8 protein-coding genes are annotated in these 23,444 nt (G+C 30.8%); all 8 read right to left on the bottom strand.

Features of this window, described 5'->3' with window-relative positions; genetic code table 11:
- On the bottom strand, positions 1 to 642 hold the full coding sequence (locus ACW9UN_RS13415) for a hypothetical protein (protein ID WP_459486810.1): 642 nt from the start codon (positions 640 to 642) through the stop codon (positions 1 to 3).
- Positions 635 to 2,641: a dynamin family protein gene (locus tag ACW9UN_RS13410; protein ID WP_459486809.1), complete on the bottom strand. Its 2,007-nt coding sequence runs from the start codon at positions 2,639 to 2,641 to the stop codon at positions 635 to 637. Before ACW9UN_RS13410 ends, ACW9UN_RS13415 begins: the two co-directional genes overlap by 8 nt.
- A 136-nt stretch (positions 2,642 to 2,777) precedes the next feature.
- Entirely contained in the window at positions 2,778 to 8,750 is a 5,973-nt protein-coding gene (locus tag ACW9UN_RS13405; RefSeq protein WP_459486808.1) for a DEAD/DEAH box helicase family protein, read from the bottom strand.
- A 6-nt stretch (positions 8,751 to 8,756) separates the two neighbouring features.
- Complete coding sequence (locus ACW9UN_RS13400) at positions 8,757 to 13,319, bottom strand: sacsin N-terminal ATP-binding-like domain-containing protein (RefSeq protein ID WP_459486807.1); 4,563 nt, start codon at positions 13,317 to 13,319, stop codon at positions 8,757 to 8,759.
- 107 nt (positions 13,320 to 13,426) lie between these two features.
- The gene (locus ACW9UN_RS13395) at positions 13,427 to 14,803 is read right to left on the bottom strand and encodes an ATP-binding protein (RefSeq protein WP_459486806.1); all 1,377 of its coding nucleotides are present in this window, start codon (positions 14,801 to 14,803) and stop codon (positions 13,427 to 13,429) included.
- Positions 14,800 to 19,614, bottom strand: a complete 4,815-nt coding sequence (locus tag ACW9UN_RS13390; RefSeq protein WP_459486805.1) for an Eco57I restriction-modification methylase domain-containing protein — start codon at positions 19,612 to 19,614, stop codon at positions 14,800 to 14,802. Before ACW9UN_RS13390 ends, ACW9UN_RS13395 begins: the two co-directional genes overlap by 4 nt.
- 2 nt (positions 19,615 to 19,616) lie before the next feature.
- A complete protein-coding gene (locus ACW9UN_RS13385; RefSeq protein ID WP_459486804.1) occupies positions 19,617 to 22,466 on the bottom strand; it encodes a helicase-related protein in 2,850 nt (949 codons plus the stop codon).
- A gap of 266 nt (positions 22,467 to 22,732) precedes the next feature.
- On the bottom strand, positions 22,733 to 23,443 hold the full coding sequence (locus ACW9UN_RS13380) for a nucleotidyl transferase AbiEii/AbiGii toxin family protein (protein ID WP_459486803.1): 711 nt from the start codon (positions 23,441 to 23,443) through the stop codon (positions 22,733 to 22,735).
- Position 23,444: the final 1 nt, after the last annotated feature.

Below are 23,444 nucleotides of genomic sequence, written 5' to 3'. Positions count from 1 at the left end.
TTAATTTAAATTAGAATTTTCATCAACAAACTTTTCAAGTTCATTGTTATAAGCAATAGCTACCTCATTTAGCCAAAGATGTACTTCTTTTTCTGTGTTTTTAAGGTAGTTTTTTACATCCATTCTTATATTCTCTCTAGTTTTAATAGTTGATTTGTCATATGTTAATTTAAACATTAATGCAGAAATTATTAGTGTTACAAAACCAGAAATAACAGCACCTATTATACATACTGGTGTTAAAGTAATAGTACCTGAAGCACCTGCAACAAAAGTTACACTACCTGCAATAAAAGCATTTCGTTTTCTGTTGTCTTTTTGGAATTCTATAGCGTTATTTATTAAGTTTTTGTCTTCTTTTAAATTATTAGCAAACTCAATAATTTTTTCGTTTAGTTTTGCATCATAAAACCTGTTCTTTGTTTTTATATCCAATTTTTCAATGGCTTTTTGTGCATCACTCATTAAATAAGTCAATAATGTTTCTAGCAACATTTCAGAATTATAAATTATCTCTTTGGGTATGTAATCAGACAAGTGTTTTACTGTCATTTCGATTTCAAAATCATTATGTAATTGATTTGTAATATCTAATCTGATATTATCAAACTGTTCTTTTACATCTTGTTTAATATTATTCATAGCTTACTTCTTCTAAAATTTCGTCAATACGTTTTACATCATTAGGGATCTTGCTTCGTTTTTTTTTTAAACCATCTATTTCTACTATTATTTCCTCATTCTTTTGGCTTTTTTCTTTTTCATATTTTAAATCCGCCTGTCTCTCATTGATTGTTTGATTTACTTTATTCGAGACATCTTCTAAATAATTTTTTATAATATTTTTAATTTGAGTTAAAGTGTCAGTTTTTGTTTTTTGGATATATGATCTAACTTCAGTTATTATGCTTGAATTATATTTCCCCTCGTTAAAAACTTTCTCTGAGCCTACTTTAATTTGATTCTCTCTAAAGACTCTTGCTATTCCAATAGTCAAAATATCCCAAGCATCAACCTTTCTTTTTTGATAAACATCTTGAATTTCATATGATTGATTCTTTGCAGAATTTTCAATTGCTTTTAAATCAATTTTGGGTACATTTACATTATAGGTTTCTTTAAATTTTAGTGCTATTTGATCTAAGTGCCTTGCAAAAAAATCCGTTAATGAATTAGAAAAAAGAGTAACAGCATCAGCCATTTCATTTTGAAAATCAAGCGCTTGTTTTTTAATACTTTGAAGGTCTTTTTTTGTGTTGATTTTTTCTATATTTTCATTAAAAACCTGGTTAATGTTTCTTACTACTTCTGAGTTTATATTACCTCCAAACTTTACTTTAGCTTCTAAATTTATTTCATTAACTTTTAATTTATAAGCATCCAGTTCTCCTGAAATCTTTTCTATTTCTCTAGCAAAACTTTGTGGACTCTGTTTTTTTTGGTTTAACCTGTTTATTTTATCTACAATTAATTTATCTTGCTCATCATAACCACGCTTTATTGTTTCTAAAACTTCCTTTAGTTGTAATTGAGGAGCTTGCATTGAATACTCATCAATAGTTGTATAGATTTGTTCAAAGTTTGAAGCTTCATTAATTACATCCTTAAGCTCTCTTTCTTCGTCTTCGGCTTGCTCTCTATATGACGATAGTAATTTCTTTTTGCTTTTATTTTCTCTAATCTTTTTTAATGAAACTCCTGCTTTTAGTTCATTGTTTATTAGTTCTAAAACACTATCTACCACTATAATTCTCTCTTCAGATATAATCTTACCATACAAACGTTTTGCCTCATTTAACAACTTTTCTACTTCGTCTTCTTCATACAGACCTTTATGCGTTAAAATTAAGAACAAATTTTCTTTACTTTTGTTAGAAATTGTTTTGTTTACAAAATCCTTGAACGACTCTGATTCAATTGGTTTTATAGGATGCACAAATAAAATAGCATTTGCTTTTTCTAAAAATTTTAACGAAATATCTTGTACACCACCTGTTGCGTTCACTCCAGGACTATCAACAATTCTTAATTCTTCGAAACTCCAATTTAAAGGATAACCAAAATTTATCTCTATAGGTATTTTACTTTTTGGAGTATTTAAAATATAACTTTCAATAAGATCTTTTTCATCTTGTAATTCCATTCCAGAAATTGCCTCAAGATTATTAATAAACTCTTCAGTTACCTTTACGTAATCATCTTTTATAATGTATTCATTTAAAGCTGTGTGAGGAATATTTCTATACTGATTTTCTATGCTACATATTGCTCCTAAACGTTCTTTTGCTTTATCAATTTCAATAGTAGATAAATCGTCAGATACTTCTTCAGTACTTCCATCTGCATACACTACTTTTAAATAAGAAGTTTCTGATTTAAATATTTCAACGATTGCACTAGTGGCTTGTAAAACATCTGAAGGTAGAATTTCTTTTCCGAGTAAAGCATTGATAAATGTCGATTTACCTGCTTTAACTTCACCCGCCACAGACAGTAAAAACTTACCTGTTTCTAAAGCTTTCACTCTCTGTTTTAGAAAATTTAAATCAACTCCATCATTAACATTTCCTTTTTGTTCTATATAATTGTTAGCAATATCAATTGTGTTATCTCTAGATACTTTATAACTATTTCCTATCATTTTCTTTTTCGTTTAAATAACTTTTTCTTTTGCAATTTAACATTTCTAAATAACTATTTTAGAAATGCAAAAATTAATATTTACAATTTCTTTTAGTAATATTTAATTCTACTTTTTTCTTTTTAACTAGTATGTCTCATAATTTTAAAATAGTAAACAATCTTAGATAATCCTCCCATTTTGCCTTATCTATTTCCTTTAGTTCTGAAGCGACAAGGTTTGATTTTATTTCAAAATCTTTAAACCTTACAAATACTCTTGATTTAAACAATTCATTAGCTTCAGTTCTATCTGATTGCATATATGCGTTTGGACCAGGATTCGTTATCATACTTTGATCAATCGTCTCATCCACATCCAATAACTTTAATACAGTACTTTCATTAAAAATATATTTATTAAAATTTTCTTGATGTGCAGCAAAGAAGAATCCTATTTCTGAATTTAATTCTAAGCTACTGCTATTTGCTAAAAACCATAATAATCGTTCAATTGAATTTTTAGCGACAATTAAACCTTTGTTTAGTTTTTGTGACATTGGAAAACTATTTAAGGATTGAATTGCTTTTCTATAGCGTAAAGGATCAACATATAAATTATCTGTATTTATTTTATCATCCTCTGTTTCAAACAAAATAACATCTGACCAACTAAGTGACCATGGAACTATATTTGGTGTTTCTGAAATAGCATTTCTAATTGTAATATCTTCATAAAAACGCATGTGCTTTTCTGAAGCATGATATGTATAGCCATCTAAATAAATTGCAACTTCTTTAAAAGCTAACAAGGTGTCTACATCTGTTATAACCTCTTCGTTTTTAATTATTTGAATACACTTTATTAAAAAATCCGTTCTTGTATTTACTGACACACCATCTTTTCCCCCTAAATTTATTTGTGGTCTAATTGCATACGTTATACTACCGTTTAAAATGGGCAAGGATAAACGATAGGTTTGAATACCATTTTCTTTTACCTCTTCAAAAACTAGGTTTTTATCACTATGCTTTTCTGTATACTTTCTTAAGGCATGGATAAATTTTAATTCCAACTCACTTTCCTCAATCATTCCAGTTTTTGTTAAAGAAGAAATACCTTGATTGATAGGCTCCCAATCTTTGGATTGCTCTACAATTCTTCGAAAGATATCTTCAGCATTTTCTCTACTTAAATCTGCTCTATTGTATTGGTTAGAGTATGTTAAAATACATCTATAACAGCCATCTTTACCATGGTCTTTACAACTACATTCTTTTATGGCTTTGTAGGCTTCATTCAATAAAATTGTAAATTCATTTGGATCAAATAATTTCTGCAAATATCCTGTACCCCCTGGGATGGTGTCGTATAGTATTAAGTATCTATCAAATCTTTGTGTGGCCTCGTTAAACTCTGAATAAAAATCAAATGCCACATGATCAGGGTTTCCTTTATAGTATTTCTTTAACCCTAACTGTAAACCTGCTTTAAACATTTGTTGCGTAGCCTCATTTAAAAACTCTTGAACAGGCAATAAAATTTTAATGGCTTCTGTGTTGATACTTCTAAATAAAAAAACTTCTTCAAAGATGTCATTTGGAACATTGTTATACTCTTCTTCTCTATGTTTACAAAATCCGTAATGAAATTTTTTATCTTGACTGTTTAAAACTAAATTCGGTTTAGAAGTTGATTTACCACAATGCTTACAGGTTACAAAACCATGTCTTGCAATATTTTCATTCTGATTTATCGTTAAATGACTTGCATTTAAAGTACCTGATCCTAAATTTATTTTTGTTAATTCAACTTCTTTTACATATTCAATTCCAAATGGTATTTTAACCATACCCCAAGTACCTGCTATTGTATTTGGATTAAATTTAAAATGTGTTGAAACTGTGTAATGTGTTTGTTCTCTTTCATCTTTTGCATCTTTAAGGGTAGATTTTGTTCTTGAATTTACTGATTTTACAGTTTGTAATTTTGCAAATTTGTGTGTATTTGAAGCAGAGTTCCAAGATTCATGGCCACACTTAGGACACATTCCTTTTTCTGCTTTTAAGGCATCCTCTATGTGATCACAGTTTCCACAAAACCTCATCGTTACTAAACTCGATTTTTCCCCACTCCAGTCATAGGTATTTAAACCTGAAATTTCTAATCTATTCCCCTGACTATAGAAAAAATTATCTGGAGCAAATTCTTTTAAAGCTGAAGCAGAAGAACGTACAATTTCAAATGATTTATTTTCAGGTTCTTGCTCTGCACCTTCAGGTTTAAAACCATAGACGTGTGCATTTAAAGTAACCCCAGTTTCTGGAAAAGCATAATTGGGTAACACCCCTACATTTGTAAGATGCTCTATGACTTGCCTTAATTCTACAGACTTTTTTAATTGCCAAAGTGCTTTTTTCTCTCTTGTTAATTCTTTATGTTCTTCATCATTTGCACCCAATTCTTTTTCTTTGATATATTTATCAATATCATTTACTTTTTGAATGATAAAAAAGAATTCGTTTTTTAAACTTTCGAAAACCCTTAATAATTTTTGTCGAAAAACACCTTGTTGCAATGCTATTTTGATATCATCAATAATAGACATATCAATTTGACCTTCATACATTATTCTAAAGGCTTCTATTAGTTCTTTTTGATTGTCTAACACGAAAGCTAATAGCTGATTTATAAAGAATCCGTTGCTACTTATCTTACCCGATTCTAATAAACCTAATTGTTTAATTAAACCCGGTATTTGATGTCTTTCAGGATCTTCTTTTGTCCAGCTATCAAAACAATAGGCTGTAAAATGTCTAAACAAAATATCTTTGGCATTTAAGAAACAACCTGGTGTATTGATATCCCCTTCCATCATTTCTTTAGGCTCTTCATAGTAAAACAAATCATGTGCTTTGTTTTGAGCAAAATTTGTTATTAATGCTGTTCCTGATGAACGTCCTGCACGTCCTATTCTTTGTAGAAAATTAGATGGTAATGGTGGAATACTAGTATTAGTTGCTGCATTTAGTGAACCTACATCAATACCCATTTCTAAAGTAGACGTAGCAACTAGGGTATTTAATGAATTGTATTGAGGCCTTTCTTTAAAATCATATTCTGTTTGCTCTCTAACTTTTCTATCTAAAACACCCGTATGCTCTGAAGCGTATATTCTTGGAGAATTTTCTCTATTGTAAATGAGGTTATAATAGTTGAATTCTATTTTTTCTGCTTTTATATATTTACCAGGGCACCTATAATTTATACATGCTGTACCTTCTGTTAGGGTATCATTTTTAGCAACGTTTAAAGTAGAGGTACACTGATTACAACTATAGCTGGCAACCTTATTACTTATTATAATTTCTTTGGGATCAATTGCAAAGTTCTCTCCATCTCTAGCTGTTTCACTATTTAGAATTTCTACTTGTTCTAATACTAAAAATAATTCTTTATAAAACTCATTAATAATGGCATTATTATCTGGTGCAAATTGAAACGATTTTTTAAAATACGCATGGAACCAATTTGTTGTTTTTGCAAAGGTGCTATCAATAACCCCTCTATTATCTGCATAATTAACAATTAACTTAGGGAATCTTGCTCTGTGATGAAATCTCTTGTTTAAATAATGCTTTTTATTATATGTCCAATTTAACTCTGGTATTTTCAGGTTCTTCTGTCTAAAATTCAATAAATAATCGTGATCTACAGCACCGCGAATTCGTATGCGGTGTAAACAACCATTTATAAATTTCACAAAATCTCCTTGTTCTATGTGCTCTAACATATTTTCATTTAACCAAGATTTCATTTCAGAAAATATGGTCTCAAATTTTTCATGATTAAAACTAGGTGCTGAGGAATTTGTTTTTTCAAGAGTTCTACCAATACTTGCATTATAACCAAATTCTGAAATAATTTCCCAAAATACCCGAGTATCAAATTCCTTTTCAAAGGTTTTAGAAAATGAATTGGTAGATAAATTTCTAAAATCTTCCACTCTTGCCTCACCAATTCTATCTGCTGGAAAAAATCTATAGAAATACGCTTCTAAATGTTTTTTTTCTGTTGGATCTGCGTGCGTTTTCCAATACTTTATAAAGGCATTCTTTACTGAGATTAAATCTACAGGCTCATTAATTTCATTAATTACCTTTTGTAAAGAAGCTCTAAAGGTAAATCTGTAATTTCTAGACTCAATAAAACCTGCCTGATGTGCTGCATCTTGTACCCCATTTGTGAATGCCAAAACTTTTCGATATCTCTCTTCACGCTCATCTAAATTAGACGCTAGAATTTGACTTGTTGTAATCGAATTTAAAGTTGCGATACGTGTACCAATAATACTCATATCGTTATTCGCATTACATTCTGGACAAGTATGTATCGCTTTATTTTCTTTTACTTTACGATATGCTAATAGATTAATACTGCGCTCTCCTGGATCATTGCCAAATTTTAAATCTACCTGATGTGCAAAGGTTGTTAGTGCTGCTGTAGGTTCATATTCTTCTATTTTGTAATGTGCTGCTGTGTTATAATTTACAAAATAGATGTTTTTATGATTGCTAAAATATTGTTCGTATACTTCTAAAGGGTCTAATTCAAACTGATTTCTGTTGTCTTGCTTATTGGCTAACCAACCACTTGCACCACATTCTCTACAAAAATAGGGTGGTAATGCTGCAGCCTCTCCTTTTCCCCCAATTTTATCTCGCCAAGTAAATTTTGGTTCTTCAGAGAAAACTCGTAATACACCACTTAACTCACGAATCCATATTTGAATTTGCAAGAATAAAAAAGGGAAACGTTCTTTTTCATCCGCTTTTGCCTCTGCTATTAATGCTAAAATAGATGTAATGACTTCTTCTTTTGGATTATATCCATACTCGTCATCATAATCTAGAATCGAATTAAAATTTGCGTTTAGTTTATTTAATCTTTGAATTAACTGATTTACAGATACAATTCCCTCACCACAAAGGGTACTGATATCCTTTACGATTTTTAACTTCTTTAATTCACTCGCTAATTTGTATGCAGAAATAGATTCTGGAATTTGCCATAATTTTTTCTGTCTATTAATATAATCATGATACTCTTCATCTAATTTTAATCTGCTTTGTTGTATACCCAATACTCTTGGTAAAAAAGTATCCAATTTACCATCTGGAATGGAATAAAATTCTTCGGAAGATAAACGATGCTCTACAATAACAGATTCTGGTGGAAAGTTTTCACCAAAAACATCTGAAGCATATTTGGTTAATAGCTTTACAGAATCTTCTCCCTTACCAATTGTTGCTGATGTACCTACAGGACATAAATAGTTTTCTGGAATTGCTAATTTTAATTTTAATCTGCGAATTAGATTTGCAACATCCGTACCTTGTGCACCATCATAGGTATGTAATTCATCCAACACTAAAAAACGTAACAATTCAGGATTTTCAAAATTATGAGACCATAGTTTGTTATAATTATGACGCATTAACCCATAATCTAACATCTTGAAATTGGTTAGCAGTATGTCTGGAGGATTGCTAATAATTTCCTCTCTATTTTCAATCACATGGGTTTCACCCATTTTGGTTGGAAACTTATTTTTATTTTTTCCTTCCCCAATAAACAAACCCGCTGTAACTTTCCCTTTTAGTTTGTCATCCTCAAAAATGGCTTCTGCCAGACGTTTTGCTTGATCTGTAGCTAAGGCATTCATTGGATATAAAATGATGACTTTTATTCCTCTTTCCTGTCTATGTTTATAGCAATAATCTAAAATCGGAAACAAGAACGATTCTGTCTTACCCGAACCTGTACCTGTAGTTAATAAGGTTGGTTTTGGTTTATGACCATTTTTTGTATGCAAGCGTTTAAAAGCCTCAAACTGATGTTTATATGGTGGGAAACTTGGTTTAATTTCTATTGGTAGCTCTTCATCATCTGTATAAGTTACAAAAGGTAATTTTAAGGACACATAAGGCCCTTTAAAAATTCCGTCTTTTGGATGTTGAATAAAATTATAAAAAGCTTCAGATACTGCTTTCTCTTTAAAGCTAAATGTCGCTTTTAGATACTCTAATATGGATTGCTTTACTTCGTAAGCTTGTTGTAGTGGTAGCATAATTTGTTAATCTATTTTTAACGTAATTATATAATCAGAAGGCATTGCATAAAACATATCATTATTTTCAAAATCAACATCACTTGTAAATAACCCTCTTTGAATATGAACTTCTTCGCCAATTACTAATGCTATTTCAAAATCTTTTCCTCTCTTTAAAGCCTCTTGTTTTTCTGATCTACTTAAATGAAAATAAGAACCATTAAAAGACTTTACTTCTAAATATTTCCAACTATTACTATCCATAGGTTTATACCTTATATCATAGTGTTTGTTATCAGATTTATCTGAAGTATTCGAAAAACTAGAGACCCATTCCACTTCAGCAACCTCATCACTTTCTAATAAGGTATTATAAGTAAGTTCTTCTGCTTTTTTACCTGCTCTTTTGTTACGTTTTATATCTTTATCAGTATGATTCCAAGTTCCCCCTCTACCTTCTGAGTTTTTAGGTTGTTTGTGAATCACTTTTTTTGAACTACTAAAGATTAATTTTCCTATTACTTTTTCTGAATTGTCATTTTCTGATTCTGAATTCTCTGACTCTTTATTGGATACTATATAAGCTTTAATCTTTTCTACATTACCAGGAAAATATAATAAACTTCTAATTTTATCATCCTCAATTTCATTATCAGATATGTTATTTTCTTTGAGGAGTTTTAGATAATCAGTTTGGATAGTAATCTTATTTTTTTCTTCTTCTATCAGTTTAAATCCAAATACTTTGTCTACCTCTTCTTTTAAAATTTGAATGTAATTTAGATTTAGTTCAAATCTATATTCAAATAACATGTCTCTTACTTCTATAGACTTTATGAAATTTTCATATTTTTCTTGAGAATTTATCAATAATTTATGTTTACTGCTAACTTCATTTAATGCTGACCATAGGCAGGAATTAAAATACTTTTTATAATCTAAAACTGTTGTTTCAAAATTAAGTAGATGATAATTTACTAAACCATCGGAATCTGAATCAAATAGTTGACTTATTGGAACTCCGAGTTTACTATTAATTTCTCTTAAAAAGGCCACCGATTTTTCTGTGTCTAAAATTTGATAATCAACACCAAAATTCTGCTTTACCATATCAAAACCAAAATCTTCTAAAACAACTTGTGATAATTCTTTAGAATCTTTAATAGTACTCGCTAAAACTAGACCATTATAATCATAAATTTTTGACCAAAAATTAATTTCTTCATTAGATATCCCTAAGAGTTCTAGAACTGTTTTATACAACTCATTTAACGACTTAACATCTATCAAGTACTTTGTATCTGTTAATGTATTCCTGTCCTTAAACACAGCTCTATAATCATCTTTATGATCATTTACCTTAAATACCGTACATAAAATTTCTGCAAATGCTTCACAAACTTTTGGATTGTCTTTTAAATCTTCAAGTAGTACATTTTCTTTAACACCTAAATAATACCCTCTTCCATTAGGTTTTGGTAAAAACTCTCCAGGTAATAATTGTTTTTCTTCACCCACTTTAATGCTATAAGATAATGAGGAAACAATACTTATTTCTGCCTTTTTAAGCTCTTCAGCTTCCGCCTTTTGAATAGAATTATTTATAGACCTTAAACGATACGTCAATATATAGGGTTTGATTTTTGTAAACCAAGATTGAAAATCTGGAGAAATGACACTTTCTTTGATGGAATCTTTGTCTATTTTTATTTCAATATCTTTAAATGTTTTAACACCAAAATATCTTGAAATTTGACTTTCCCCTAATCTTTTTGGTAAATCAATCATCCAGAATTCATCAGCTATTTTAGATGGTAGCGTAGAATTATCACTGTAGTACACTTCATCAATAAGCTTATATTCTTTTTGACTTTTCCGTTTAGCAAAAAGTTTATAGTTCTTTTCGTATTCTGAAAAATCAATTTCTTTTTTTGTTTTAAAATAACTAAAAACTAAGTTGTACAACTTACGAGCATATTTCCCCTCTAAATCCTTTTCAGGAAATTGTTCAATAATATTATAAATTTCTTCTGGTTCTATATCATAAATTGACAAATTAAGATCAAGTATTTTTAAAACTTTATCAATATCTACTTCATCAACTTGCAATTCTTTAAATACAGGGTGGTCAAAATCTATTGAGTTATACCCTAAATCTTTAGCAAAATCTAATTCTTTAATAAACTTTGAGTCTATATTTTTTAAGTAAAGCTCCTTTATTTGATAATAAATGAATGAAGGCTTGAAATTAACTGGAGTTACTTTATTGTGATATGAATAACTAAATGTATCTTGATTATCAAAATTTAATTGATTGAATAATTTTACATCGGAAATTAACCAAGCAATTAAAATCTCTAAACTAAAGTTTTTATGATTGCTAATTCTTTCAAAATCGGAAATTTGGATGACATTGTACTCTTTATGAACTTTACTATCTGGCCAACTTGTATTTCTAAAAACAAAATTAGAATAATTGTCTATCTGATCTCTATTCAAATATTTAGGTTTCGTATTAGTTTTTGTTAAACGATTTACCCCTAACCAACCAAAGAAATTTTCTAAGTATTCATAACCTCCTTCTTCTAACTGCCAAAATTCATTACCCGCTACATAATCTTTGTCTTCAAAAATACCTTTGAATATTATTGATGTAGTTTTTCCTAATTCATAATCTTCACCCAAATACAAATCACCAGCAATACATAAATCTAAATTTTTATTTAAAAGTGGTATATTCAAATTTATACTATTCCTTCTTTCAGGATTTACTTGATAAATAGAAAAAAGTGATTCTACCAAGCCAATAGCTATATCATTTATTTTTTCATCTTCAGCTAACTTTATTTCTTTATCTGAAGTAGTTACAATATTTCTAATAACATCTGTTATATCATTAGACCCAATATTTACCACCTCTGCAATTACTCTTTTTAATGGTCTTGATTTATGTTCTTGTCCATTCCATTTATTTGAAACCTCTTCCTCTAATACAGACAGTAATTCTTCATACAACTCACCTGACATAAAAGAAATATCAACATAACTTGGTATAATATACTGTTCAATATCTGCTTTAGACAAAATAAATGCCTGAGAAGTTTCGGGAATAACACCATCTTTAGTATCTAATAATAAGGGTAGTTTAACTTTAGAATTATGAATAGTTTTAAATGAATTACCCATAAGCAGCTTTATTAAAAGTGCTCTTTCTTGTAAATTAGTTATTTGATGGGTTACGTTATTAAATATTTCTAACCATCCTTCAAAAGTATATTCTTTGCCTACATAGATTTCAAAATCAAGTTTGTTTGGGATTAATAAATTAGAAAATTGTTCTTGAACATTATTTCTAATTACCCAATCTGAAAACGCACTACCATAAAATATAGCGTCTTCTAGTTTACAATATGTCCCATCTACACAAGGATAAATTTCTAACTCATCTCTTAGTTCTTCTATCCTACTATGAAATTCCGCCAATTGTTTATCATTACTTATTCTTTCAGGTAACATAAACTGGTAAGCATCCCAATCACTTTTTTCTTTTCTAATTTTATTTTCAGCAATTTCTCCAAGTGCATCTGCTATTATGGCCAATAAATCTTCATTTTCTATTGAGCTATTTAAATAATTTCTAGACGGATCTAAATCGAATGTTGCGTGAATTAAAAAAGGTAAATATGTGTATTCTTTTGTAGGAAAATGCGTAAATAATTTTGAGTCTACGTCTCCCAAATTGTCTTGCCAAGCAATTTTATAACTGAAGTATTGTTTCTCATCTTTTACTTCTTTATAAAATACTTCTCCTGAGTTTTTAATATTCCAAGTAATGTTATTGATAGTGATTCGTGTATTCGATTCATTGGTAGTTCTACTAATATTTTTAGTTAATTCATTTTCACTATCTGTAATACTAATAGAACTTGTATGGTTTAAAAACAATAAAATTTCAGGTGCTAAAAAATTTAGTTGTTCTATAATATTAAACTCTTCCTCTTTTTTATAATTTAATTCTATGGTAGTTTCAAAATTGGAAGTTTCTTCATTGATGTATACTCTTGGAATGGCAAGAATAGCGAATGGCACTTCATTTTCACTTAAACGATCTTTATTTTCTAATATTAACTTGTCCTGGGAACTTTTACTTAATTTCTCAAATTCTTCTTTGGCTATTTTTTCTGAAAAAACTACTACCTCTTTTTGGGTTATAATCTTGACTTCAGACACCCAATTTAAAATAGAGCGAAACCCTAATCCTTTATTCCCGATAAATTCTTTTTTCTTACTCGAGGTACTAGCAACCATTAAAGAAGCAATCCCTTCCTCTACTGTAAAAGGTGTTCCATTATTAGAAATAGACAACCTATTATTTTGTCTATCTAGATTTATGTCTACAACATCTGTTCGTGCATCATCTGCATTTTGTAGCATTTCCAGAAGCTGTCTACCATTGTACGATTTTGTAGTTCCTTTTTCAGTTCTAAAATCTGCTTTTATTCTGCTTATATCTTTATAAGTGTTGTAATTCGCATTAATTAAGTCATTAATGTCAGTAGCAAATTTTGTTATTTCTTTTTCTAGCATTTATTTTTATTATTTACCCTCTTTATTCACCCTCTTTAGGTACCAATAATCTTAAAAACTCCATAAATACTGGACCCAATTTTATTTTATTTACCCTTTTATTCACCCTATTTAGGTTCCATATAGTGTATTTCCCAAGTACCTCCTTTGGTACCAATCCTATCTAATAACCCAAGTTCTTTTAAAACTTTTAAATTATTATCCATAGGCGTAGCGCTAATACCTATAATACGTTCCAGTTCTTTTTTAGTTATTTTATTATTACTGTGAATTGCTTTTAAAATAGCAATTCGCTTATCTGTCAAACTATCTACCCACTTATTTATCCACTTATCAAAATCGAAAGAACGATTTAAAGTGACTGTAAACATACCATCGAATGAAAATTGAGGAATAGGAAGACCATGCTCTTGCATTACTTCTTTTATACGCCCAATACCCGAACCAATTTGTTCTACCATTCTCATTTTAGCAAAAAGCCCAAAAATTAGTGGATTCCTACTATGGCTCCTTTTTCCAAAATCTTTTGGAGATACTGCACTTACTAAGCCACCAGGGTTGGAAATTTCTACACGATTCTCAAAAAGCTCTATGGTTATTCTAGCTCCTTTATCATAATAATCTCTGTGAGCCAAAGCATTAATTATGGTCTCTTTAAAAACAATTTCAGGAATTTCCCAAACCTCTTCTCTGGGACCAGTAGACCCTTCAATCTGGTACCTTATATTTAATTTTGTTTTTAACCAATTGATAGCTTCTTTGTACTGGACATACAATGGACCACCAAAAGTTTTATCATCTATTATATATCTTTTGTCCAGACCCTCAAAAGCCACACAGCGAATTACAGCAGTTTCAATTAAATCTTGTGGTGCCTGACCAAAGAATAATACGGCTCCGTTCTTAAACACACCTTTTTGGTCTTGTAACTTTAAATTAGCAAATACCTGGTCATTAGATACACCACTTGATAATCTAGCTTCAGCTCTAAACTCATTAAAATTAACTAAATCAACTTGAGATGAACCATCAAAGTTTGGACAAGGTGTTTCGTCAAAATAAATTCTATCCGACTGCTGGAAAAAATCCCTCATTTCTTCCACAGTAGTTAGCTTTTGTGTATTGGGACCATTACGTACATAAATAGCACCACTTAAAACATAAGGTTTTTGTAACCCAGATGGCACTTCTACTACCCAAATCTCTAATCCATTTACTTGTACAGCATATAATGGGCAGTTTAATGCTGGTGTTATTTCTCGTATAGAATTTTGAATTGCAGAACGTTTACCGTTATCTATAGTAGCACCTTGTAATACGTTATCATCATCTACACCAATTAACAATGTGCCTCCAGCAGCATTTGCGAAAGCACAAATTTCTTCCGTAATTTTTTTCACATTAGCTGGCACTCTAATTTTAAACTCTGCATTGTAACCTTCTCCAGATGCAGCTATGTTTTTAATGTTTTCTGCTGTCATCATATTTGCTCCTCTTTAAAAACCTCCTCAAAATGCGCCCAAGCCACCTTATAATCTTCTACACGATCACATTTATCAAAAGGGGCGTGGTAGGTTATAATTTTACCTTTGTATAACTCACTTTTTTCTATGGTATGCTCGTAGGTTTCTCCTGCTTTTAGGTCTTTAATGTCTCTCCAAACAGGTCTATCTACTCCTACTCCCGTTAAACCTTTAGAGCAGGTAAATACAATATTACCTGTGGTATCATACCAAGTATCATCTTCGTTTTGTTGTAGTACAGGAAACTGTACGTTGTAAATTAATATTAACTCCTCTAGGGTTAACCCTAAAGCCATCGCAGTAATCACATCTATCTCTACCAACGCTTGCCTGCGCTCAAACCAATTGCGTAAAGGTGTTGCCCATTGCCATTCTTGGGTTAAGGTATTAAATGGTTTTAAACGGGCATCTGGTTTGCTCCAAGTATCTTGTTTAAAGGCTTCTTGGAAATTACATTCCCATAATGGTGAATAATATTTATTTAAACAATTTAGTTGTAGCGTCCTTAATTTTAATGTTTCTAAATAAATTTCAGCTATCCCTAGTGGTAAAGTTTTTAGTGTCGTGTCATATAAATTTGACTTCCCAACAGATTTGATAAAAAAATCCAATATAAGTGAACTACATAAACCTGTAAACTCAATTAAATTACAACTATTCTTAAATCCAATTGAAATGAGCCCATTTGTATGCATATTATTTTCGGGAAGAATTGATCCAGTCAAAGTTCTTTCTCCTGTAATTGGTAACATTTTCCTAAAGGCAACTCTATTCGAAAAGTTGCGATTATTATTTTTATAATTAGATATATTTAATCGAAAAGAAAAGTCTGGAATGAAATTTTCTTCGACTTCACATAGGTTTATTATATCATAATCTTTATTACTTTTCTGCGTAGATCTTGGTCTTTTATACAATGGATGTGATACGAATAGCATAGGCCCATTAAATAACATCAATGATAAATTTTCATCGTTAGCTTGAAAATGCCCTTTGATAATATTGTTTTTATTTACATCATTAGTTTCATCCCAAAACTGGCTGATATCTTGTTCATAATCTTTAACACGACTTTTGAACGACCCCATTTTATCTAAAATATTTATGATAGGGCTTGCATGGATAGAGACGAGTCTCGTTTCCAAGAAATGCTCTTCTCCTCCAAATGTTTTTCTAATTATTTCTAGTTCCTTTTCTTTAAATTCAACAACACGTTTTCTATGTGCACGTGTATTCCATTTAAAACCACTACTATCCTTAACTTTATAACCTCCCGAAATTCCAACGCCAGAATGTAAGAATGATGCGGTAATTGTTGATGGATCAAATAAATTATTTATAGAAAAGAAATTTATCTCTTCAATACTGCCAGCATATATGTTTATACTAAATAATGTTTGATTATGAACATCACTAAATAATTTTATTTCATTAATAAATTGAAAGTGAAACTTTAATCTTTGATACACAATTCTTCTTAATAAAACACCTCTAGGGTCATCAAAAATTCCTTCTGGATGAATCAACCCTAAATAACCATTTTTCGATATTAATTGGAAACCATTTTCAAGTATACATTTATAAAGGTTTGTTTGCTGACCTTCAAGTAGCGGATAATTTTGTTTTGAATTCATAAATTCAGTAGCAGATTCTGTTTCAATATACTCTGAATAGTATGTTTGTTTTTGTACTTCAGTTTTCAAAAAGTTTTTTTGTAATCTTCTTACTTCCGGTGCAGCTACATTACGAATGGATAATTCAGGAAACACTTCACTCATTAATCCTTTTTCCTCAAAAATCACCTTTAACCATGGTGGGTTACCAACCGCCACATCAAAACCACCACGTTCTTTAAACACTTCAATAAACTCTAATTGGTTATGAAAAAACTTGTATTGGTCTGCCAGTTGGTTTACAATTTTGCTGCGTTCATTTTTAAATAAAGAATCTGGGTTGCTTTGTAAGGCTTCACCTAATTTTTTAAGCGCTGCAGCTTTATCTTTTCTATAACTTTTAAGTGTGTATTGGGTATTGGGCTCTTCAAATAAGCTGGCTTGTTTTAAGGTTGGTTTTGGTAAGAGGTCTTCTTCTATTTCTATTTCTACCTCTTCTAATAAGCTTAAATCTATGTTTATAATTTTTTCAATATCGTCATACCATTGTTGACGTGTTGGTAGTTCTTTGGCATCGCGCATGTCCCAAAACCATAAAGCACACCAATAGTCCATAATGAGTTTTAGTTTGTAATAGGGTGCATTGGTATTGTTACGTTGTGCTGCTAGTTGTTCTTTTTCATCATAAGAACGTAAACCTAATTTGCCTTGTTCCTCATCTTCATAAGCGCCAAAAAAACCTCCTTTGGTTTTGGTTTGGGCATTGATACTTGCTTGAAACTTGTAGTGTTCCTCTAATAATAAATCAACAGCTTTAGAGAGTTTTTGTAAACGTTGGTATTCCTCACCATTAATAGGTGCGCAAAAACTGCTTTTCCAAGAACTTACATATTTCGCTTCTTCTTCAAACTCATTTTTTAAGAGTTTAATTTTTGCAGACGGCACCATGTTTTTATCAGGTAATAAAAAATGGTAGATTTCATCTTTTCTACGTTGTATGCCTTCATTGTGTTTAAAATGTAGATGCTTTGGAGCTTTGTCCCACCATTCTTTTTTAATCGGTTTTTCTCGTTGTTTTTTGGTACCTACTTTAGAAAACTCTACACTAAATGCTCTCTTATGATACACTTTTAACCAAGCACCGACTACTGCGTTTCCCACTCCTAAACGATACCCAAAAAACGGGGTTTTCATATCTTTATGGATTACGTTTAGCCATAAAGATAGTTTCCCCAACTCAATTGCTGTTGGATTTAAATCGACACCATAGGTATTGTTAGTTGCGATGTAGGCTTTTACTTTTTGCAGTTCTTCACGGAATTTTTCAGGCGAAATTTTTTGTTTGAGTTCTTTTTGGCGATAGCTTAAATAGGCTTCTGCCAATTGGTTGATGAGTTCGTTATGAAAAGCAGCTGCACCCATGGCAGGTTCTAGCAATTTGAGTTCTAACAACTCTAGTGCTTTCATTTCGCCATTTTCTACTTTTTCTAAAATAGATTTCAGGGTGTATTTTACGGTACATTGTGTGAGTACCTCTGGTGTATAGTAGGAAGCCGATTTTTGACGATCACGACCACTTAAACGATATACAAATTGCCCTTTTGGTATGATGACTTCTTTACCTTCTTTATTTTTTAAAACCTCAGCATCGTCAAAATCGTTACGTCGTTTACGAGGCACTAATAAAGTACCTTCTTTGGGTTTGTTTTTTGGGTGGACTTCTATATAATCTTGTTCCGCATAAAACCCTCTAAAGGCTAGTAAGCTTTCGTATACAGAACCTAATTGGTTGATGCCTAAATTGGCATACGAAATACGACCACGTGCTTTACCTTTTTGCTTTCGTGAAAGCGATAATTGACAAATAACATCTTGCCACACATAGTTTCTAAATTTTACACCTTGTAATTGGTTGAGTTTTTCATCATCAAACAATGGCGAATCTATATGTCGGATTCTAAAACTTTTGTTACTTCCGTTTTCATTTTCGCGATAGCCAGCACTCATCAATTGAAAAAGTTGGTGTAAAGATTCGTGAAAGAAATATCCATTAGCAGCATGATCTGTTTGTAAGGGCGTTTGTTCTAAATCGCGTAACATTTCTAAGGAATATCCTTTTTGATAGACACTATCCGAAATGGGTAGAATGTCTAAATCGGCTCTGGATTCAGCATAAAACACGAATAACAAGCGATAAACTATGCTTAAACAATCGTCTTTTACTTGGGCTTCAAAATTATCATCGGTTTCATCAAACTCCTGTGAAAGCACTTTTTTTCTATAGTAAATGGCTTCATTAGCCAAAGCTTCTACTGCATGAATGATTCCTTCTTTTAAATCTTTGGTAACCTCGTAAGCACTTTTATGGCTGTCTTCTTCTAGTTGATCCATCAAAACCATATCACTCTCTGGAGACAACATTTCTTTGGATAGTAATAAGTAGAATAATGAATAATACGTACGAGTGATGGTTGCTTCTGAAAAGAACTCTTCTAAATCGAAATATAAATACGAACCTCTAAACCATTTTTCTACATCAATTAAAAACACCACATTACCCGCCAACAACAAAATGTATTGCGGACGTTCTTTTTGGTCTAATAAGCATAATTGGGAAATTGCCTTGTTGATAATGACAGGTGAAATTTTAAACTCGTCTTTTACCTTGAAAATTCTACTCCATTGTGCTCTGTGGTATTTTTGTTCTTTCGATTGAATTTCTTCGTCTTCGATATTGTAACGCTGCTCAAACAAACCATCAGGTTCTTCATCACCTTCTTTAATTAATGGTTGCATTTCCATAATCATCATATGGAGCTTATCTCCACGATACAATTTGTGACGTACAGGTAATACTTCGGTTTCACTAAAATGGAATGGATCGTTGTATTGGTGATGATCACCATCAAAACCTAATGCATTTAAAACGTGTGTGTGAAATTGATGCGTTTCGTATATTTTATCTTTTGTACGTAGTCGCCCTTCTATAATCGATTGTTTGTATTTAAAATACTTATCTTTTAAAGGGCTAATTCTTTTTTGAAGTTCTCTTTGATCTTCTACACTGTACCCAGATTTGGCATGTACTTTTTTAACGAAGTCTTCGTCGAAATAATTGGTCGCAAAAAAATCGCCTATGTTGTCTATAAATTTAATCATACCTATGCGTTAAAAAATACTGCCATTACTTTAATATATGCTTCCTGATCTGCTAAACTCATTACGTTTTTTAAATACTGACTTGAGTCTGCTGTAATTGAATTAATCTCTTCGAGTTCCTTTTCCTTTTTGTTTTTCATAAAGTTAGTATCGGCCGTATTTTCAAACTTTACTTCTAATTGTTTTAAAGATGCTTCCTGCCATTTCATTACCTTTTCTTCCTGCTTTACCATTTCTTCAAACATCTTCGATGAAAGCTTTCCTTGTAGGGTTTTCATGTGTTTGTGTTGCGCAAAATCTATAGCTATTGGTAATTTTTTATGTAATGCTGCTAACTCTTTTGCTGTAATATTTTCATCATACAGTTCTTCTTTCAATTTATAAGTTTCTAAAAACTCTAATATTGGCATCGATTTTATTACCTTCTCTTCTGAAACTCCTACAACAAAAAAGTCAGAGATCACAGGTTGCCCTAGATTATTAGAAATTTGCCCTTGTAGCACGTACCAAGCACTATTTTCTGGTAGTATTGTACTTAATTTAGCCGCTAACGCTTCGTTTTTAGGTACACTAGCCTCTAACTTGGTCATGTAATATTTAATTGCTGGATGCAAATCAAACAAGACTTGAAACTCTGCCCATTCGTCTGTTTTCTTACGAGCATTTTCTATAGATTGTTGTACTAAATCCTTATTGGTAGTTAGTTTAAAAAACTCGTTTATTTTTGGTTTGGATTCTGAAGGTAAATCGTATAAGATTTTATTGAGTTCTTTTGTATTGTTTAACTCTAAAAACTCATCTTCCTCGTATAAGGAAAAGTCTTTTGAGTTCATTAGGTTTTCAACATTTAACTGATTGAAAAGCGCTTTGTAATATGAAAAGTCGTTGTTAAAAATGGTCAATTGTTTTTCAAAAGGATTGTCTGTGATAATTGATGCTGTACTGTCATCTTCTGTAATAAAAGCTGCACCGTAATCGAAAGTTTCTAGCTCCTCTAGAAAGTCTTCATTTTTAGTTTCAATAGCTTTTATTACTTTACTTTCTTCCTCTTTTGCATTATACAATTGCATGATAGACCCAATATCTCCAAATGTTTTATGCTTTTCTTCTTCTTTTTTAGTTAGATTGTTAATGATGTGTAAATCTGTTCTGATGGCTTCATCTTCTGTTTTACCTACCAAGTAATAGATATAAGGTGTATTTTTTTGACCATAACGATCTATACGTCCGTTTCTTTGCTCTAACGTGATTAAAGACCAAGGAATATCATAATTAAACATTCTATTACAATAGTAATGTAGGTTTACCCCTTGTGAACCTGCATCAGAACATAATAAGATTCTAACCTTACTATCTTCTTTACCAAAATCTTCTATGATATGTTGTTGCTCTACATCTGTATCTGAACCACTAAAGGATTGAATTGCTTCTGGTTTTAAACCAAAATCTCTTATTAAGTTTTCTTTTAAATATTCAAGAGTTGCAATGCGTTCTGCAAAAACTACATATCGATCATCTTTTTTCTTACCAGACCAACCTAACTCCATTAAGGTTTTTTTGAACTTTTTGTATTTGCTATCTTGTTTTGATTTCAAAATATCTTCTAAATACACTCTTAACTCATTTAAGACCTCTAAACTATCTTCAAAATTGGTTGACTGCCCCCCTATCTCTTTTACTTTTTCAATTCTATTGTTGATAGACTTTAAGGCTGCATAAGGAGAAGACATAAACGATTTGAATATCATAATAGAGAATAATAAATCGTCTTTAGATTTCTTATTTTTTAATGCCTGTAAACCTTGAATTTTTAAAGTTTGCTGGTAACGTAAAAAGGCCAACTCCTCTGATGACAACTCTGTTTCTAACCTAATAATTTCACGATCTTGAAAATTGGCTCTTACTGCATCTTCGGTAATATCATTTTTGAAACGTCTAACATAATATGGTTTTACATCATCGTTTGTATAATTACCGCTTTTTGGAATAGCAGTGGGTTCAATCATATTAATTAAATTAGCAAAACTCTCTTTTTTACCATTGTGAGGTGTAGCTGATGTTAAAATTAACGATTCACACTGTTTTGCTAAAAACTGCGCTAAATCTCCTCGCTGACTTTGGTTGTTTGCTACTGTATGACATTCATCAATTACTATGATATCCCATCTAGATTTTTCTATATAATGCCTAAATTTTGCATTATTTTTTAATGTATCTATTGATACAATTGTTTTGTCGTAATAATCGAATGGGTTTTTGTTTGCGGGAAGTTGGGTTTTTATTTTAGCAATTCCTTCGCTATCTAATCTTACCAATGGAATGGCAAAACGATTCCATAATTCCTGCTGAAATTGACCCAAAATTGACTTTAATGCTAATACCATAATTCGCTTTCCTTTTCCTCTTTTCATCATTTCAGTGATGAAAATTCCAACTTCTATGGTTTTTCCTAAACCAACTCCATCTGCAATTAATAAACGAGGTCTTGGTAATTGTAATGCTGTTAAGGTTGGTGTTAATTGATATTCAGCAACATTAAAAGCTGCCTTTGTAGCGATGGTAATTTTATCTGAATAAATTGTAGAATTTCTGAGATGGGTTTCAATATATAATTTTGATTTTCTGTATCCTCCTTCAATATCTGCAGTAAAAATAGTATCGTTAGGATTTACTGCCTTTATTTGATTATCAATTTTAGTATCAAAAGCAAAACGCATTCCTTTAACTAATTCACTAATACCTTCTACATCTAATAACTGGCTACCATCTGAATTATTTATAATATTTGTTATTAAAAAATCTTCTCCTCTTGTTGAAATCCTTTGCCCAATAGTAATTGGTTTTACTTGCATTCTTTTTGGTTATGGTTGATTTATTTAGTCTTAGCACAATGAAAACTAAATTCCTGTTCTAAAAATAAATATGTGATAATTTTTAGCAATTTTTATCAAAAAAAGATAAAAACTAAAGGTAAAAAAAAGGCTTCACATCTACAAAAAGAACCAAAAGAATTTAAAATTTATTATTTCCGTTTGTCTTTTGAATTCTTTTAAAAGGGTTTGGAGTATTTAGTGTTGATGATTTGTGGAAAGGATTTTTAATGTTGTGTTTTGAATTTTTAATTTAGTTGATTTATTAAATTTTGTATTGCTCCCAAGACCTCTTCATAGGATAGTGTTTTATGTGTTTCTATTATTTGATTGATGAGTATACTATGTTCTTTTTGATCTACTGAGTCTATCAATATTTGTTTAATAGCTGCTAAATCATCAGGATATTCCTGCAATATTTCTGAGACATCTATACCTAAAAGCATTGCACCCCCTTTTACCAGTGTAAAATCTTCGGTATAGATATCATCGTAGTATTCAGTTGCTGCTCGTTCTTCATTTATTGAGAGGTAATTTTCTAAAATGAACCCAATATCATCAGCATCCTTATTACTTTTATGATTACGATCTTTCCAAGCTGTAATTTTCAAGAGAAATATACCGCTTAAAGAGGCTATCTGTATTTCTATTTCTTGATCTATATTTACCTTTAGTGAAGCCTCCTCTACTGCATCAAAACCTAAAACTGACATTGCAAAATCTTCATCTGGTGGCCAAAATATTTTACTATCTTGTTTCATAATATTTCCAAAGGGTACAATATCTAATATAAATTTTCCTTGATATATAAATCGTTGCTTTTGATCTGGGTCTTTAGTGAAGCTATCTAGCTTTACGATCTCTTCTTCAACTTTCTGCCATTGTACCCAATCATTAACTGTTATTGCGATATCTAAATCGTATGTTAAACGACCAGATTTCTGATTATTTAATTCCATA

The sequence above is a fragment of the Polaribacter litoreus genome (genome assembly GCF_054584775.1).
The sequence above is the reverse complement of the archived record's forward strand: the minus strand, read 5'-3'. Positions and strand labels throughout refer to the sequence as shown.

Excerpts from the sequence above, each read along its gene's own strand:
- ACW9UN_RS13400 (WP_459486807.1), bottom strand. The coding sequence starts at position 13,319 with ATGCTAGAAAAAGAAATAACAAAATTTGCTACTGACATTAATGACTTA.
- ACW9UN_RS13385 (WP_459486804.1), bottom strand. The coding sequence starts at position 22,466 with ATGCAAGTAAAACCAATTACTATTGGGCAAAGGATTTCAACAAGAGGA.
- ACW9UN_RS13390 (WP_459486805.1), bottom strand. The coding sequence starts at position 19,614 with ATGATTAAATTTATAGACAACATAGGCGATTTTTTTGCGACCAATTAT.
- ACW9UN_RS13405 (WP_459486808.1), bottom strand. The coding sequence starts at position 8,750 with ATGCTACCACTACAACAAGCTTACGAAGTAAAGCAATCCATATTAGAG.
- ACW9UN_RS13415 (WP_459486810.1), bottom strand. The coding sequence starts at position 642 with ATGAATAATATTAAACAAGATGTAAAAGAACAGTTTGATAATATCAGA.
- ACW9UN_RS13395 (WP_459486806.1), bottom strand. The coding sequence starts at position 14,803 with ATGATGACAGCAGAAAACATTAAAAACATAGCTGCATCTGGAGAAGGT.
- ACW9UN_RS13410 (WP_459486809.1), bottom strand. The coding sequence starts at position 2,641 with ATGATAGGAAATAGTTATAAAGTATCTAGAGATAACACAATTGATATT.
- ACW9UN_RS13380 (WP_459486803.1), bottom strand. The coding sequence starts at position 23,443 with ATGGAATTAAATAATCAGAAATCTGGTCGTTTAACATACGATTTAGAT.